Origin of the sequence: Thermosynechococcus sp. QS41 (genome assembly GCF_031583515.1) — a bacterium.
Taxonomy (GTDB): Bacteria; Cyanobacteriota; Cyanobacteriia; order Thermosynechococcales; family Thermosynechococcaceae; genus Thermosynechococcus.
Genome location: NZ_CP134181.1, coordinates 1,148,996 through 1,162,269, shown reverse-complemented (window position 1 = coordinate 1,162,269; position 13,274 = coordinate 1,148,996). Strand labels below are relative to the sequence as shown.

General features: G+C 53.5%; 18 protein-coding genes. 9 read left to right on the top strand and 9 right to left on the bottom strand.

Features of this window, described 5'->3' with window-relative positions:
• Positions 1-47: 47 nt before the first annotated feature.
• The 5 genes from petN (at position 48) to dcd (ending at position 3,121) form a co-directional block, all read left to right on the top strand.
• On the top strand, positions 48-137 hold the full coding sequence (petN, locus tag RHJ80_RS05460) for a cytochrome b6-f complex subunit PetN (protein ID WP_011056671.1): 90 nt from the start codon (positions 48-50) through the stop codon (positions 135-137).
• Between the two features lie 18 nt (positions 138-155).
• The gene (locus RHJ80_RS05455) at positions 156-311 is read left to right on the top strand and encodes a hypothetical protein (RefSeq protein WP_149817663.1); all 156 of its coding nucleotides are present in this window, start codon (positions 156-158) and stop codon (positions 309-311) included.
• Positions 311-2,065 (top strand): arginine--tRNA ligase, encoded by a 1,755-nt coding sequence (gene argS, locus RHJ80_RS05450; protein ID WP_310801622.1) that lies wholly within the window; start codon positions 311-313, stop codon positions 2,063-2,065. Before RHJ80_RS05455 ends, argS begins: the two co-directional genes overlap by 1 nt.
• 126 nt (positions 2,066-2,191) lie before the next feature.
• Positions 2,192-2,455, top strand: coding sequence for a hypothetical protein (locus tag RHJ80_RS05445; RefSeq protein WP_206201406.1), 264 nt, complete (start codon positions 2,192-2,194; stop codon positions 2,453-2,455).
• Between the two features lie 84 nt (positions 2,456-2,539).
• A complete protein-coding gene (gene dcd, locus RHJ80_RS05440) occupies positions 2,540-3,121 on the top strand; it encodes a dCTP deaminase (protein WP_181496856.1) in 582 nt (193 codons plus the stop codon).
• Here the strand turns inward: dcd and RHJ80_RS05435 are convergent.
• Genes RHJ80_RS05435 through RHJ80_RS05420 form a run of 4 tightly spaced genes read right to left on the bottom strand, consistent with a single transcriptional unit; the run spans position 3,088 to position 5,991 of the window.
• A complete protein-coding gene (locus RHJ80_RS05435) occupies positions 3,088-4,164 on the bottom strand; it encodes an Era-like GTP-binding protein (protein ID WP_310801621.1) in 1,077 nt (358 codons plus the stop codon). The two genes, dcd and RHJ80_RS05435, sit on opposite strands and share 34 nt — an antisense overlap.
• A complete protein-coding gene (locus RHJ80_RS05430; protein WP_310744930.1) occupies positions 4,157-4,309 on the bottom strand; it encodes a hypothetical protein in 153 nt (50 codons plus the stop codon). The genes RHJ80_RS05435 and RHJ80_RS05430 overlap by 8 nt, the downstream gene beginning before the upstream one ends.
• A 3-nt stretch (positions 4,310-4,312) precedes the next feature.
• On the bottom strand, positions 4,313-4,774 hold the full coding sequence (locus RHJ80_RS05425) for a pentapeptide repeat-containing protein (RefSeq protein WP_206201404.1): 462 nt from the start codon (positions 4,772-4,774) through the stop codon (positions 4,313-4,315).
• A 38-nt stretch (positions 4,775-4,812) separates the two neighbouring features.
• Positions 4,813-5,991, bottom strand: a complete 1,179-nt coding sequence (locus tag RHJ80_RS05420; RefSeq protein ID WP_310801620.1) for a peptidylprolyl isomerase — start codon at positions 5,989-5,991, stop codon at positions 4,813-4,815.
• 60 nt (positions 5,992-6,051) lie between these two features.
• Here RHJ80_RS05420 and RHJ80_RS05415 point away from each other — a divergent pair, with 60 nt between their 5' ends.
• Positions 6,052-7,002 (top strand): metal ABC transporter substrate-binding protein, encoded by a 951-nt coding sequence (locus RHJ80_RS05415; RefSeq protein ID WP_310801619.1) that lies wholly within the window; start codon positions 6,052-6,054, stop codon positions 7,000-7,002.
• The gene (locus RHJ80_RS05410) at positions 6,999-7,745 is read left to right on the top strand and encodes a metal ABC transporter ATP-binding protein (protein WP_310801618.1); all 747 of its coding nucleotides are present in this window, start codon (positions 6,999-7,001) and stop codon (positions 7,743-7,745) included. Before RHJ80_RS05415 ends, RHJ80_RS05410 begins: the two co-directional genes overlap by 4 nt.
• Here the strand turns inward: RHJ80_RS05410 and speY are convergent.
• On the bottom strand, positions 7,742-8,905 hold the full coding sequence (speY, locus tag RHJ80_RS05405) for a homospermidine biosynthesis protein (RefSeq protein WP_149817679.1): 1,164 nt from the start codon (positions 8,903-8,905) through the stop codon (positions 7,742-7,744). The two genes, RHJ80_RS05410 and speY, sit on opposite strands and share 4 nt — an antisense overlap.
• Before the next feature lie 199 nt (positions 8,906-9,104).
• Positions 9,105-9,236 carry a hypothetical protein gene (locus RHJ80_RS05400; protein WP_255451698.1) on the bottom strand — a complete coding sequence of 44 codons (132 nt, stop codon included), beginning with the start codon at positions 9,234-9,236 and terminating at the stop codon, positions 9,105-9,107.
• Positions 9,237-9,299: 63 nt separating this feature from the next.
• Here RHJ80_RS05400 and RHJ80_RS05395 point away from each other — a divergent pair, with 63 nt between their 5' ends.
• Positions 9,300-9,476, top strand: coding sequence for a hypothetical protein (locus tag RHJ80_RS05395; protein ID WP_310801617.1), 177 nt, complete (start codon positions 9,300-9,302; stop codon positions 9,474-9,476).
• Between the two features lie 18 nt (positions 9,477-9,494).
• Here RHJ80_RS05395 and RHJ80_RS05390 read toward each other — a convergent pair whose 3' ends face one another.
• The 3 genes from RHJ80_RS05390 to RHJ80_RS05380 form a co-directional block, all read right to left on the bottom strand.
• Entirely contained in the window at positions 9,495-11,312 is a 1,818-nt protein-coding gene (locus RHJ80_RS05390) for an HMA2 domain-containing protein (protein ID WP_310801616.1), read from the bottom strand.
• 21 nt (positions 11,313-11,333) lie between these two features.
• Positions 11,334-11,588 (bottom strand): hypothetical protein, encoded by a 255-nt coding sequence (locus RHJ80_RS05385; protein WP_310744204.1) that lies wholly within the window; start codon positions 11,586-11,588, stop codon positions 11,334-11,336.
• A 62-nt stretch (positions 11,589-11,650) separates the two neighbouring features.
• A complete protein-coding gene (locus RHJ80_RS05380; protein ID WP_149817687.1) occupies positions 11,651-12,277 on the bottom strand; it encodes a hypothetical protein in 627 nt (208 codons plus the stop codon).
• Positions 12,278-12,524: 247 nt separating this feature from the next.
• On the opposite strand from RHJ80_RS05380, the gene RHJ80_RS05375 reads away from it, so the two are divergent.
• The gene (locus RHJ80_RS05375) at positions 12,525-13,259 is read left to right on the top strand and encodes a glutathione peroxidase (RefSeq protein WP_310744922.1); all 735 of its coding nucleotides are present in this window, start codon (positions 12,525-12,527) and stop codon (positions 13,257-13,259) included.
• Positions 13,260-13,274: the final 15 nt, after the last annotated feature.

Below are 13,274 nucleotides of genomic sequence, written 5' to 3'. Positions count from 1 at the left end.
CTATCTGAGTTAAAATGAGGTCTGCATTGAGTTCAGGATCGCATGCAATGGATATTATCACGCTCGGTTGGGTGGGTGTTCTCAGTGTCTTTACGCTCTCGATCGCCTTTGTGGTGTGGGGTCGCCACGGCATGTAGCCACCTAGGACTGGGGCAATGACGGTTTCATTGGCGGATCTTCTGGTTCTGGTGGCCTTGCTGCTGCTGATTGTCGTCACTGGTGGCATTGGCTATCTGACTTTTGCGGAGTGGCGCGATCGCCGGCGGCTGCAAGCAGAGCAAAAAGAACAACGACGGGGGCGCAAGCGTTAATGGTTGCTCCTCTACGGCTTTTGGGCGATCGCCTCCTCAGTGCCCTGCAAACCGCACTTCCTTTAGATACCTATCCCCAGCCGCTCCTGCTGCCGGCCAGTCAAGCCAAGTTTGGCGACTATCAATCCAATGTTTGCCTGAGCCTCGCCAAGCAGGTGGGCAAAGCACCCCGTGAGCTAGCCCAAGAGGTGGTGGCACATCTCAATGTTGAGGATCTCTGTCAACCCGTCGAAATTGCTGGTCCGGGCTTTCTCAATTTTCGTCTCAAGCCAGACTTTCTGGCGCGCAGCCTGCAAGCCGCTATTGGGAGCGATCGCTTGGGCATTCCGCCAGCGCGAGAGCCACGCCGGGTGGTGGTTGATTTTTCTAGCCCCAACATTGCCAAGGAAATGCACGTGGGTCACCTGCGCTCCACGATTATTGGTGACTGCATTGCCCGCATTCTTGAATTTCAAGGCCACGATGTCCTGCGGCTCAACCATGTGGGGGACTGGGGAACGCAGTTTGGCATGCTCATTGCCTACCTTGAGGAGGTTTATCCCGACGCCCTCACAACCGCCAATGCCCTTGACTTAGGTGACTTGGTGACATTCTACAAAAAGGCCAAGCAACGCTTTGACAGCGATCCAAACTTTCAGCAGAAGGCACGGCAGCAGGTGGTGGCACTCCAGCAGGGAGAAGAACAGAGTCGCCGCGCTTGGCAACTGCTGTGTGAGCAATCCCGCCGCGAGTTTCAAAAGATCTACGATCTGCTGGATATTGAACTCACCGAACGAGGGGAGTCCTTCTACAATCCCTTTTTGCCCGCGGTGATTGAGGACTTAGCCGCTCTTGGCCTCGTGGTGGAGGATCAGGGGGCAAAGGTCGTCTTCTTGGAAGGCTTCACCAATAAAGAGGGGCAGCCCCAACCCTTAATTATTCAGAAGTCCGATGGGGGCTACAACTACGCAACCACGGATTTAGCCGCCCTGCGCTACCGCATTGACAAAGACCGAGCAGATTGGATTATCTATGTTACCGATGTTGGGCAGTCCACCCACTTTGCCCAAGTCTTTCAAGTGGCGCAGCGCGCGGGTTGGGTGCCGCCCCATGTCACGTTAACCCATGTCCCCTTTGGCTTAGTGTTGGGGGAAGATGGCAAACGCTTGAAAACCCGTTCTGGGGAAACGATTCGCCTGATGGATTTGTTGACGGAGGCGATCGCCCGCAGTCGAGCGGATTTAGAACAACGCCTTGCCAGTGAAGGCCGTCGTGAATCTCCAGAATTCATTGACACCGTGGCACGGGCGATCGGTATCGGTGCTGTCAAATACGCAGATCTTAGCCAAAACCGCAACAGTAACTATGTCTTTAGCTACGACAAGATGCTCTCCCTACAGGGGAATACTGCTCCCTATTTGCTCTATGCCTATGTGCGTGTCCAAGGACTGACACGGCGCGGCGACATTGATTGGCGCACCCTCTCACCAGATACCCCCCTCTTCCTAGAGGATGAGACCGAGCAAAACTTGGCCAAGCACCTTGTGCAACTGGAGGAAACCCTCGACCTTGTGAGCGCTGAGCTATTGCCCAACCGCCTCTGCCAATACCTCTTTGAACTGAGCCAGCTTTTCAACCAGTTCTACGATCGCTGTCCCATCCTCTCGGCAACTGAGCCAACGAAGCAATCCCGTCTCACCCTTGCCTATCTCACTGCTCAGACCCTGAAGCTAGGACTATCCCTACTGGGGATTCGGGTTTTGGATCGGATTTAGCGCCTTCTCGCTAGACTGGGGCGCAGCACCACTGTTGTTTCTGGAATTTTCTAGAGTGTGGGAAGCCTGTTCTCTAACCTTTTGCTGGCGGTGATCTTCCTGCTGATATGGCCGCACATGTATCTCATGCAGTGTTATTTTCGGCTATTTCGCCGTGAGTTACCCAACAGCCTAGAACTGGGCGCTTTGTTCATCATGTTCGTCATGGCAGGGGGGACAGGTCTCGGTCTGCTAGGGGGTATCGCCGTGGGTTTGGGCCTATTGCCGTGGCTTTGGCCTGAGTTGGGTCAACTATGGCAAGGGTTAACGGTGGTCGCGATCTATTTTGTGAATTCGCTGATCTGGTTTGAACTCGGCTATCGCTGGGGTCAGTGGGAAGCAAAGCGTTAAGTCTCTTCACAGTGTTGAGCCTGTTCTATTCATGGGAAAAGGGCTGTAAGATACATTGGTTGTTTGTGCGATCGCGACAGCACAATGATTAAAAATGATATTTGGATTCGAGCCATGGCGGCTCAGGGCATGATTCAGCCTTTTGAACCGACACTGGTGCGGCGGGTGGCTGAGCAGCCCGTGATTAGTTTTGGCCTTTCTTCCTACGGTTACGATATTCGCCTCAGCCCGAAGGAGTTTCGTATCTTTCGCCATGTGCCGGGGACGGTGGTGGATCCCAAAAACTTTAACCCGGCAAATCTGGAATCTGCGCCCCTCCATGAAGATGCCAATGGTGCCTTCTTTATTTTGCCCGCCCATTCCTACGGTCTTGGGGTGGCGCTAGAACGCCTACAGGTTCCTGAAAATGTCACGGTTCTGTGTATTGGTAAAAGCTCCTATGCCCGTGCGGGGATTATTGCTAACCTGACACCGGCAGAGGCGGGCTGGCGAGGCCATCTGACCTTAGAATTCTCAAATTCTTCCAGTGCAGACTGTCGCATCTACGCCAATGAGGGAGTGGTGCAATTGCTCTTTTTTGAGGGTGAACCCTGCGATGTCAGTTATGAAACGCGGCGGGGCAAATACCAAGATCAGCCGGAGGCCGTCACATTGGCACGGGTTTGAGTGAGTTGCTGCAACAGCCGTTGGGGTCCATGGTGTCCCCATTGATAGCCCTGCTGAAGATAGGGGTCTAGGCGGCGGCGAATCTGTTGGTAGCCCCAGAAGATCACTCCCCCCTGGAGGACAACAGTCGTATTGACTCCCCAGAGTTCACTGCCGAAGGTCAAGCCTTGCCAACTGGAAAGATAAATCGCCGCATACCACAGTAAGACAAACTGACTCAGACTCCCAAAGGCCGGTAGGGGAAAGGGCACGGCATAGGCTTGGCACGCTTTGCGGATATAGGCAAGGGTACTGATTATCGCCAGCAGGACATCGAAAAATCCCCCCGGCAGCAGCAGGCTACCCACCATCTGTGCGGTTAACCAAGACCATGCCGACGTGTCTTGCGTGCCAAGAGCTGCCCCGAGGTTCTGTTCAACTTGGCTGGCTTGGTGGAGAATTCGCAGGGCACGGGCTTGGGGAGCCTCCTGTTGTAACCACTGCTGAAGAAGCTGTCGCAGTTCTGGAATGCCTTGACCTGTTGTGCTGCTCACGGCAATACCTTCGGCCATTGGCGGGTAGAGATCCGCCTTGGTGAGAATGAGCTTGTGGGGAATCCTAAGGGTGTTTAGGCGATCGCGGGCTTGGCATTCGACGGGGGTAAGGCTGTCTTGGGTCACAAAAAGGACAAGATCGGCAGTCTCAACGGCACTCCATGTCATTTTTTCCCGTTCACTACCCGCGACTTCATCCAGCCCAGGGGTATCCGTGAGATCAACGATTTGATCTTGACAGTGCCAGCGAACCGTTCGCGGCCATCGAGTCGTGCCATGAAGGGCGCCCACGGGAAAAATCGCTTCGCCATAGAGGGCATTCAAAAGGGCGGACTTGCCGCGGCTCACCTGACCCAAGACAACAATGTGCCATGCACTCTGGTGGAGGCGATCGCGCAACTCATAGAGGGGCTGCCATTGGGCACTCAATTGGGGATGGTGCACCTGATGCCACGCGAGAAGTTCCTCTAGACATTTAGCCGTTATGTCTAGGATAGGGAGGCTACTCACGGCGAAAGAGCGACCAATTGGAGGCCACCACTAAACCAACCGCAGCAATTAAGACGGCAGGAAAGGGAATTACCCACTGCCGTAGGTGCAATACGGCTTCGCTGAGCAGGAACAAAATAATAAAGCTGGCGATCGCAATCCCCATAGGCTAGCGACGGCGGCTGGGTTCTTCTAAAAAGAAGGCCTTTTCCCCACTGGGCAAGGTGGCATCGCGGAATGTCCGTACCCGTGCTAGGCGATCGCGCCCCCCGAGAATCGCATCCACTAACTTTGCCCCCCCGAGAATGGCTCGATCCAAACGGGTGATGAGTAGGCTTGCCCCGCTGAGGTTGGCATTGGTGAGATTGGCCTTCGTTAAATCAGCGTTATTGAGGACAGCCCCGCTGAGGTTGGCGCTGCTGAGGTTAGCACCACGCAAGTTAGCCGCATTGAGGTTGGCTCCTCGCAGATCCGCTCCCTGAAGATTCCGCCCCCGTAAGCGGGCATAGCTGAGATCACAGTTGGGGCAGTTGCCCGTGCGCCGCAGTTGTTCTAAATGGGCTGGATTGGCGGCCCAAGCAGGGGTACTGACTAGGAGCAGGAAAAGGGCAGGCGCAACCTTGGCAATCATCGCACTCTCTCAACGGTGTCTATACTGGACATCCTAACCTACGCCGGTTGTACCAGATTTTCAAGGCCATCCACCACCTTAGCCGAGAGAATTTTATCCCCTTGGCGCAGTTGCCGCAGGGTTTCTTCTCCCTCCACGACATAGCCAAAGACGGCATAGCGACCATCCAAAAGGTTCAGTCCTGCGGGGGTCAACTCCGGTTCAAAGAGCAAAAAGAAAAACTGCGAGGAACCACCATTGGGATCATCACTGGGTCGGGCTAAGGCAACGGTGCCATAGGCAGCAAACGGCAGCACAGGATGTTCGAGGTAACGACCCGCATCCTCAAGGGTGATGCCATAGAGGGGATACTTGTCGCCCTCCACCAGAATTTCAAGGGGAATGGCACGGTATTGGTTCGTTTCTGGATCAATAAAGCCCACCTCTGGCCCTGGGGGATCCCCTGCTTGCAGCACATAGGATTCCTCAGCACGGGTAAAGGGGAGGCCATCGTAGAAGTGGCGTTGTACTAAATCCACAAAGTTGCCGGCGGTCAGGGGGGCGCTGTAACCATCGACAACAATCGTCAGGTTCCCCTTAGTGGTTTCCATTTCCACGGTGGCACGCCCCAGCAATCGCGGCAGGTGCTCGTAGCCCTTGGGAGGCGTATAGCTCACGTTTTGTACCATCATGGCCTCCAAGTCCCCCACTTTGTCGAGGGCAGCGGCTTTAGCGGGCAAGAGTTGGCTGCGATCTTTGGTTTTGGCGGCTTCCTGCAGCGTGTCGAGGGATTCCTCTAACTGCGCCAAGAGGGTTTTGGCCGCCTCCTGTTTCTCGGCAGGGATACTTTTGAGCAGTTCATTGGCGCGATCGCGAACAATGGCTTTCGCCTTGCTGATGTTACTGGCAATTTTTGACCACTGTTTGCCCCGCACCCAAAAAGAGATTTGTTCTAGATCCTTTTGCAGTTCTCGTACCGTTGGATTGTCAATCGGTAAGGCCCAACGGAGCAGCGCTTTGGGATCAGTAATGGCATTCCCTTGGGGCAGGGCAGCAATTAATGGATGGTCAACAGGCAGCGCGATCGCCAGTGGCGGCAGCAGGAAGGTTCCCAACCAGAGGAGTAGTATCACCAAAACAGCAAGCCAGCGTTTGCGTCGTTTCACCGTTTCTTCCCATGACCGTCTCCCCCCAGTGTATCGGACAGGGCGATCGCCCTCCAAGGGGGAGCTTTTCATTTTTATTTCATTTTCTTGAAGCTTCTGTGTTAGGCTGAGAATTATGAAAGAATTATGAAAATGGAAAATGCAATGCGACAACTGAGTTGGTTATTGGTGGGAGTACTCGTAGTGGGGGGATGTGCCGCTCTTGCGCCTGAGCAGCGGGAAACAACTGGTCAAATGCAAACCGACCGGGATGAACGCCCCTTGGTGCTGACCACGTTTACAGTCCTTGCGGATATGGCGCAGCAGGTGGCGGGCGATCGCCTGCGAGTGGAATCCCTCCTTAAACCGGGAGCTGAAGTCCACAGCTATGAATTTACTCCCAGTGACTTGGTGCGGGGGCAGGAAGCGGCTCTCATTTTAGAAAATGGCCTTGGCCTCGAACGCTGGGGCGATCGCTTCTACAACAGCCTACCGAATGTGCCCCGCGTCACGCTCACAGAGGGGATTACCCCCATTCCCATTCAAGAGGATGCCTACCGCGGACAACCCAACCCCCATGCTTGGATGTCACCCCAAAATGCCCTGATTTATGTTGACAACATTCGCAAAGCGCTCACAGACCTCGATCCTGCTGGCGCGGAGATCTATGCCGCCAACGCCGCAGCCTATAAAGCCCAAATTCGCGCCCTTGATCAAGAGCTACGTCAAGCCCTAGCAGCCCTCCCCGCCAACAAACGCTACATCGTCACCTGTGAAGGCGCCTTCTCCTACCTAGCGCGGGACTATGACCTTGAGGAAGTGTATCTCTGGCCTGTGAATGCCGATGAGGAAGGGACGCCGCGACAAATGACACGGGTGATTGACATTGTGCGGCGCCAACAAATTCCCGCTGTTTTCTGTGAAAGTACGGTTAATGCCGGTCCGCAACAACAGGTGGCACGGGAGTCTGGCGCTACCTTTGGCGGCATCTTCTATGTGGATTCCCTATCGCCTCCTGAGGGCAATGCCCCCACCTATCTTGAACTCCTGCGCTACAACATCCACACCCTGATTCGCGGTCTTACCGGGAGGACAGCCTCATGATTTCTAGCCCTGCCATTGATTTACAAGATGTGACGGTGGCCTATCATCGCCATCTTGCCCTCCATGGGGCAACGCTGCAACTGCCCGCCGGCACGATCTGTGGGGTGGTGGGCATGAATGGGGCTGGCAAATCCACCCTTTTCAAGGCCATCATGGGGTTTGTCAAGCCGATCCGAGGTCAGGTGTGCATTCATGGGTTGCCCCTGCAGCAGGTACAACGGCAGTCCTTGGTGGCCTATGTGCCCCAAAGTGAAGATGTCGATTGGCAGTTTCCGCTGCGGGTCTGGGATGTCGTGATGATGGGGCGCTATGGCAAAATGAACTGGCTGCGCCAACCAACCGCGCGCGATCGCCAGCGGGTACGGGAAAGTCTAGAACAGGTGGAATTGTGGCCCTTGCGGCACCGCCAAATTGGCGAACTCTCCGGCGGACAAAAGAAGCGAATGTTCCTTGCCCGCGCCTTTGCCCAAGAAGCACAGGTGTTGCTCTTGGATGAACCCTTTGCGGGTGTGGATGTAAAAACGGAGAAACTGATTATTGATCTCCTCATGGCGGAGCGGGAGAAGGGGCACACAATTCTCATCTCCACTCATGATCTCTCCTCGATTACCACCTTTTGTGATCAGGTGGTGCTGGTGAACCGCAGCATCCTAGCCTATGGCCGCACCAGTGAGGTCTTTACCCCTGAAAATCTCGCGCGAGCCTTCGAGGGATCCCTGCGGATCCCCCGCCGCTGTGACTAGCCCCGACGAATCGGCGTACCACAGGGATAGGTGGCTACAGGTGCTGCAGGGGGCAGGTCTTTCACCTTGTGCTGAAGTTGCGCTTGCAGGTAGAGCTGCTGCAGGCGTTCGACCATTTCGCCGCGGCGATCGTAGAGGCGTTTGAGGGGACGGGGTTGACAGCGATTGAGGCAGTAGGCGGTAAGGATGGGAAGAGCGATCGTGCTATCGGTGTAGCAGACCACGGTATCCCGCAACCCTTGGGGATCCACCTTGCCCCAACTGACGGCTTCACTGGGCACAGCGCCCGAGAGGCCACCCGTATCCGGCCGCGCATCGGTAATCTGAATAAAGTAATCGTGCCCTCGTTCCTCTAATCCCAAAACCTCGTGGATCTGTGGCTGGGTTTGCAGCAGGAAGTTTTTCGGACTCCCGCCACCAATAATGAGAGCGGCACTCTTACCATTTCCTTCAGCGGCTTCGCGGGCAAAGTAGGCAATCGCAGCGGTTTCATTGACATCAATGGCGGGGTCAATGATCAGTTTCGACCCTTCGAGGGCGATCGCCGCCACATTCATACCAATGGAGCTATCACCGGGGGAGGAGGTGTAAATGGGCACCCCACACTCATAGGCCGTGGCCAAGAGACAGGAATGGGTTTGTCCCCGCTGCACTTCCAGTTCGCGGACATAGCGCCCTAGGTGATAGTGAAACTCGGCGGTGCCCATGCGGCGTTGGAAGGTTTCACTGCGCAGCACTTGCCGCAAAAAGGCGTCAGTTTCAAGGAGCACATCGTAGTCAAAGATAATGTCATAGATGCGGATTTTGCTTTCCTTGCGCAGTTGCACATCATCGACAAAAGGATGTGCCGCATAGAGATCCATGCCGAGGGCATAGTGAATATCGTGGTAGAGGTTTGCCCCAGTGCTAATAATGTAATCAACAAATCCCGCCCGCACTAAAGGCGCTAAGGCAGAGATGCCCAATCCCGTGGGGGTCATCGCCCCTGAGAGGCTGAGGCCAACCGTCACTTCTGGCTGGAAGACCCGTTGGCTCAGAAGTTGGCAGATTTCCCGCAAGCGTGCCGAGTTGTAGGCCGTAAAGTATTTATCAATAAGTTCTGTTAAGGTGATATTGTCGGGAATGGGTGCAGGGGTAATGGGGGTAGCAAATGCAGACATTGGTCGTTCCTCGCAAGCTAATTCCACAGCAGGGGCAGCCGCCCAGTCAGGAACATTCCTAACCGCAACATGACTAGACCCGCTGAGGGGTGTCTAATGGGTTGAAGTTGTTAAAAACTTGAAGTGCAGTAACAGTGATGAATACGCTCAACACTTCTGATCGACCCAGTTCACACAGGGGTGAACACTTGCAGGCCGATCAGCTCATACTCGGTCCTTCGCAATTATCCACAACCGAGAGTGCAGGGATGGCTGCTCGCCGTTGGCGCAACCCCATTTCGAGATACCAAGTGGTGATGTTGGGATAGCCCATCAACGTCAATTGTTTCACTGTTGACAAGTCCCATGCCCTTACATTACGAGATCACTATAACACTTCATTACCTAATTTGCCGTGCGCCGTGCCTATTATGCTTTTGGTACTTGTTTCACCGTCTTCCTCATTCTCTACCTCTTGCGAGGAACCGGTTGGCTGACGATGCTGCCGGGGGGAATTTTCTTAATCCTTGCGATTGCCAGTTGGTTTACGGGACTTTGGTCGCTGCTCACCTTCTTGAAGCAGCGCTATTGACGCTTGGATAGCCTCGCTCTATAAGGCCACCGCTAGTTGCGGGGATTCTAGGGGCAGCGGTTGCAGGGGGACGGTCGTTGGTGTACTTGGCAATAGGGCGGTACGAAACTGGGGTGAGTTTCCATGCCAAAACTCGGCCATAAAGGCAGTGGCGTTGTTGGTGACGACATTGACCACAGGATGCAAGCCCAAAAACATGCCGCCAAAGGTAACGGCTAAATTGGGCAGAGAAATCAAGGCAACATTGTGATAGGTGCGCTCTAGGGCATCGCGGGCAATGGCCATGCCACGGCCAAGGGCAGACCAGTCGCCATCCAAGAGAACGACCACTTTGGCATTGGGGGCAAAGGTAGGGGGCTGCCAGCGAATCGGTAGCCATGTGGCTTCAGGACAGGAGCAGGTGTCACCAAAGCTAATCCAACCCACCCGCCGCCGCTTACCCACGAGGTAGGCCTGCAGATCGGTGAGGCGATCGCTCGTGAGATCGGTGGTGCCCTCAAGGGGCGAGCCTTGATCTTGCAGCAGATAGATATGAAGGCCAAGGTGTCGCAATTGCTGAATCAGGATTTGTGCCCGTTGGGGCTGGGGAAGACCTGCGCGAGCATCAATCACCAAGCTCTCTAGTTGTGCCAGTTGCTCTAAAGTACCAGCGGTGGGTAAATAGATCCCCTGTTGCACAGCAAATACCTGCGCCGAGAGCATTACCGTCCGCAGCGACAGTTGCACACCACTGCCAAAGTCAAATTGTAGGGGGGCGATCGCTGGCCCATAGACTCCCGTAGCCAACCAGAGGGCACCACTGAGGGCAAGGGTTGGCAGCACCGCATGGCGCGCAAATTCCCCCTGTTGGTGAGCAAGAGCACTGTCATAGACCGGTTCAGTGTGCAGGAGATCCGTGATCAAGCCAAGGCGTGTTTGCCAGCCAGTACGCACTACCCGCAGCTGGACTTGTCCTGTCAGGATTTGACAGCCGGCATAGAGAGCATCGCCGGGACGACACACCCACACCTGTCGCGAGAATTCAAAATGGGCAGGCTCCACTTCCGCCAATCCAGCAACAACACTGCCATCTACGGGCACAACATCCCCCGGCCGCAGCCACAGGAGATCCCCCGCTTGTAACTCCTGACTTTCAATCGTCAGGGAATGTCCTTGGCGTTCCACCGTCAGGTGTTCGTAGTGAGCCATCAAGACACTGGGATATCGATGCAACTGTTGTCGTCGCTGGCGATCGCGCACATCTGCCCGTACCCCCACTAGGGCAGTCTTCAAGGCAGGCGCTAAGAACTGGCCATTGACGGTATGCAGTGCCATCCAGAGGCTATCGAGCAAATCCACATTGGGAGGATGCCCCTGACTAATTTGATGCCCCACCCGCTGAAACCAAGGCCAAGCACTGGCCAAGACCGTTGCCCCAACCACCGCGAAGGGCAATTCCAAGGGCACACTAAGGAGCGAGACTCCCAAGGCCACTAAGGGCAGTCCCAAGCGTTCCCAATCGGTTTCAAGGCGAGCATCGGCCTCGACTTGTGCTTCGTAATCTTCAAGGGCGATCGCATCCGCAGGAGCCGCACTCTCCGGCAAGGGCTGCGGCATGGCCACCATGGCTTGCTGAAAACAGTGATTCAAACTTTCATAGACCGCCGCTTCATGGAGCAAATGGGGTTGATACTCCACCACCACCGTTGCCGCTTGGGGATTGAGCCGTACCCGCTCGACAATGGCCAAAGACTCCAGCAACTGCACCAATAACTCTCCGTAGGCCGAATCTCGCTGCACACGCGGCACCCGAAATCGCACCCGTCCTGTTGTGGCATGGACAATTTGCTGCTCCATCAACGCTCCCGTGAAGTTCAATCAAGACAGGTGACGCACCGTTTCTCGTGTGGCGTAATCCATAAAGCCATAGGCTAATGTTTCCAAAATCATTTCCCACCCTTCAGGTCTCGACAAATCAATACCTCTAACATCTACGATATAGATTGGATTTCCCTCTCGATCAAAAGCAATTGTATTTTCTTTTTCTGCTAAAATTATTTTCGGTGTTAGGCATCCTGTTACTTTTAATTTGTAGCCCGCTTTTTCACATATTTCCTCAAGTGTATAAATCATTTCATAGGAGTAACACCTTTTCTCATATTTTGGCGGTGGTATAAAAACGCGATATAGTTTTCTCATACTTCTAAATCGAGCAAAATTTGACTATTTTTCTGTGTTGACTTACGTAATGCACTTGCTTGTTGAGAATTGTTTTTGCACATTTCTAGATATTTTGAATTATCACTAATTGCCAATTTAATGAGTTTTATTTTTTCTTGATCTAAGTAGTTTTTCAAAATATCAATTCTTGGACTTTTCATCATGTTTAAGATGCGAATAATATCTCGCTTATCTTTATCGCCTTTTGATGAATGAAACCTGTCAGAATAAGCATCTAACTTAAGAATTAATAGATGCTCTAAACACGCACAGGGCAAATTATCAATAACTATTTTTTCTGCATTGACCTCACAGAAGGGTATAGCGAGATGATTATTTCTTTCAACATAGACATCAAATTCCCATCCATTCTTAATGAGCTGATACTTATTTAAGCGCCGGTTTGGTGTGATCTCTTCCAAATCTCGTAAATCTGCAAAATCAATAAGGGAGATGTAGAAGTCTCCATCATGACTGCTTTCAGCAAGATGCAATAGACCTTGGGATTTGCTGTGCAGATAAACTGCGATTCCGCCAATAAAAATCGCACCGTCAGGGAACAGTTCAGCTAGTTCTTGGCTGGTTTTAAGCAGTTCTTCCATCAGAAGCTCGCCAAAGGTTATGGTCGTAATCGTACGCTGAGTAAGTCTACCTGTACGATAGCAAACTTGAGTCAAGCCACAAAGTTTTCCAAATAGCCTGTCAATCAGGAGACCATATCAGAAGGCTGTAGATCACTTCCTAGGCTAGAGGGGAGCACCTGAGATCAAAAACGAGCCATTGTCGCTTGACAAATTAAAGTCATAACGACTACGCTTTAGAAAGCAACGTTATGTAGAGGACTCCACCATGCTACCCAACCGTGAAGGGCAACGAGTTCCCGACGTCACCTTTCGCACCCGTGAAGGCGATCAATGGGTCAATGTGACCACCAATGATTTGTTCAATGGCAAAACCGTTGTTGTGTTTGCTTTGCCGGGCGCTTTCACCCCTACCTGTTCTTCAACCCATCTCCCCGGCTACAACGAATTGGCACCCCTATTTCGTGACTGTGGCGTGGATGACATCCTCTGCATTTCCGTGAATGATGCCTTTGTCATGAATGAGTGGGGCAAAACCCAGCAAGCCGAGAATGTGCGCCTCATTCCCGATGGTAATGGTGAGTTTACCGCCGGCATGGGAATGCTTGTTGATAAGGAAGACCTTGGCTTTGGCAAGCGCTCTTGGCGTTATTCAATGCTGGTGAAGGATGGCGTCATCGAGAAAATGTTCATTGAACCCGAAGAACCCGGCGACCCCTTTAAGGTCTCGGATGCGGAAACGATGCTCTGCTACCTCAACCCCAGCTACAAGCGGCAATGTGTTTCTCTCTTTACAAAGCGGGGCTGTCCCTACTGCGCCAACGCCAAAACCATGCTGGCGCAAAAGGGCATTCACTACGATGAGATTGTCATCGGTGAGGGGGCTAGCCTGCGATCGCTCCAAGCAGTGACAGGGGCAACAACGGTTCCTCAAGTCTTTATTGACGGCCAATACATTGGCGGTTCGGAGGCACTGGCAGAGTACCTAGCGACCAATTGTTAAGGATCTTCGCTAAAG

Bases quoted from the DNA above. Each gene is read 5' to 3' on its own strand.
- speY (WP_149817679.1), bottom strand. From the start codon at position 8,905: ATGTCTGCATTTGCTACCCCCATTACCCCTGCACCCATTCCCGACAAT.
- RHJ80_RS05380 (WP_149817687.1), bottom strand. From the start codon at position 12,277: ATGGAAGAACTGCTTAAAACCAGCCAAGAACTAGCTGAACTGTTCCCT.
- dcd (WP_181496856.1), top strand. From the start codon at position 2,540: ATGATTAAAAATGATATTTGGATTCGAGCCATGGCGGCTCAGGGCATG.
- RHJ80_RS05390 (WP_310801616.1), bottom strand. From the start codon at position 11,312: ATGGAGCAGCAAATTGTCCATGCCACAACAGGACGGGTGCGATTTCGG.
- RHJ80_RS05410 (WP_310801618.1), top strand. From the start codon at position 6,999: ATGATTTCTAGCCCTGCCATTGATTTACAAGATGTGACGGTGGCCTAT.
- argS (WP_310801622.1), top strand. From the start codon at position 311: ATGGTTGCTCCTCTACGGCTTTTGGGCGATCGCCTCCTCAGTGCCCTG.
- RHJ80_RS05385 (WP_310744204.1), bottom strand. From the start codon at position 11,588: ATGATTTATACACTTGAGGAAATATGTGAAAAAGCGGGCTACAAATTA.
- RHJ80_RS05375 (WP_310744922.1), top strand. From the start codon at position 12,525: ATGCTACCCAACCGTGAAGGGCAACGAGTTCCCGACGTCACCTTTCGC.
- RHJ80_RS05455 (WP_149817663.1), top strand. From the start codon at position 156: ATGACGGTTTCATTGGCGGATCTTCTGGTTCTGGTGGCCTTGCTGCTG.
- RHJ80_RS05430 (WP_310744930.1), bottom strand. From the start codon at position 4,309: ATGGGGATTGCGATCGCCAGCTTTATTATTTTGTTCCTGCTCAGCGAA.
- RHJ80_RS05425 (WP_206201404.1), bottom strand. From the start codon at position 4,774: ATGATTGCCAAGGTTGCGCCTGCCCTTTTCCTGCTCCTAGTCAGTACC.
- petN (WP_011056671.1), top strand. From the start codon at position 48: ATGGATATTATCACGCTCGGTTGGGTGGGTGTTCTCAGTGTCTTTACG.
- RHJ80_RS05415 (WP_310801619.1), top strand. From the start codon at position 6,052: ATGGAAAATGCAATGCGACAACTGAGTTGGTTATTGGTGGGAGTACTC.
- RHJ80_RS05420 (WP_310801620.1), bottom strand. From the start codon at position 5,991: ATGAAAAGCTCCCCCTTGGAGGGCGATCGCCCTGTCCGATACACTGGG.
- RHJ80_RS05445 (WP_206201406.1), top strand. From the start codon at position 2,192: ATGCAGTGTTATTTTCGGCTATTTCGCCGTGAGTTACCCAACAGCCTA.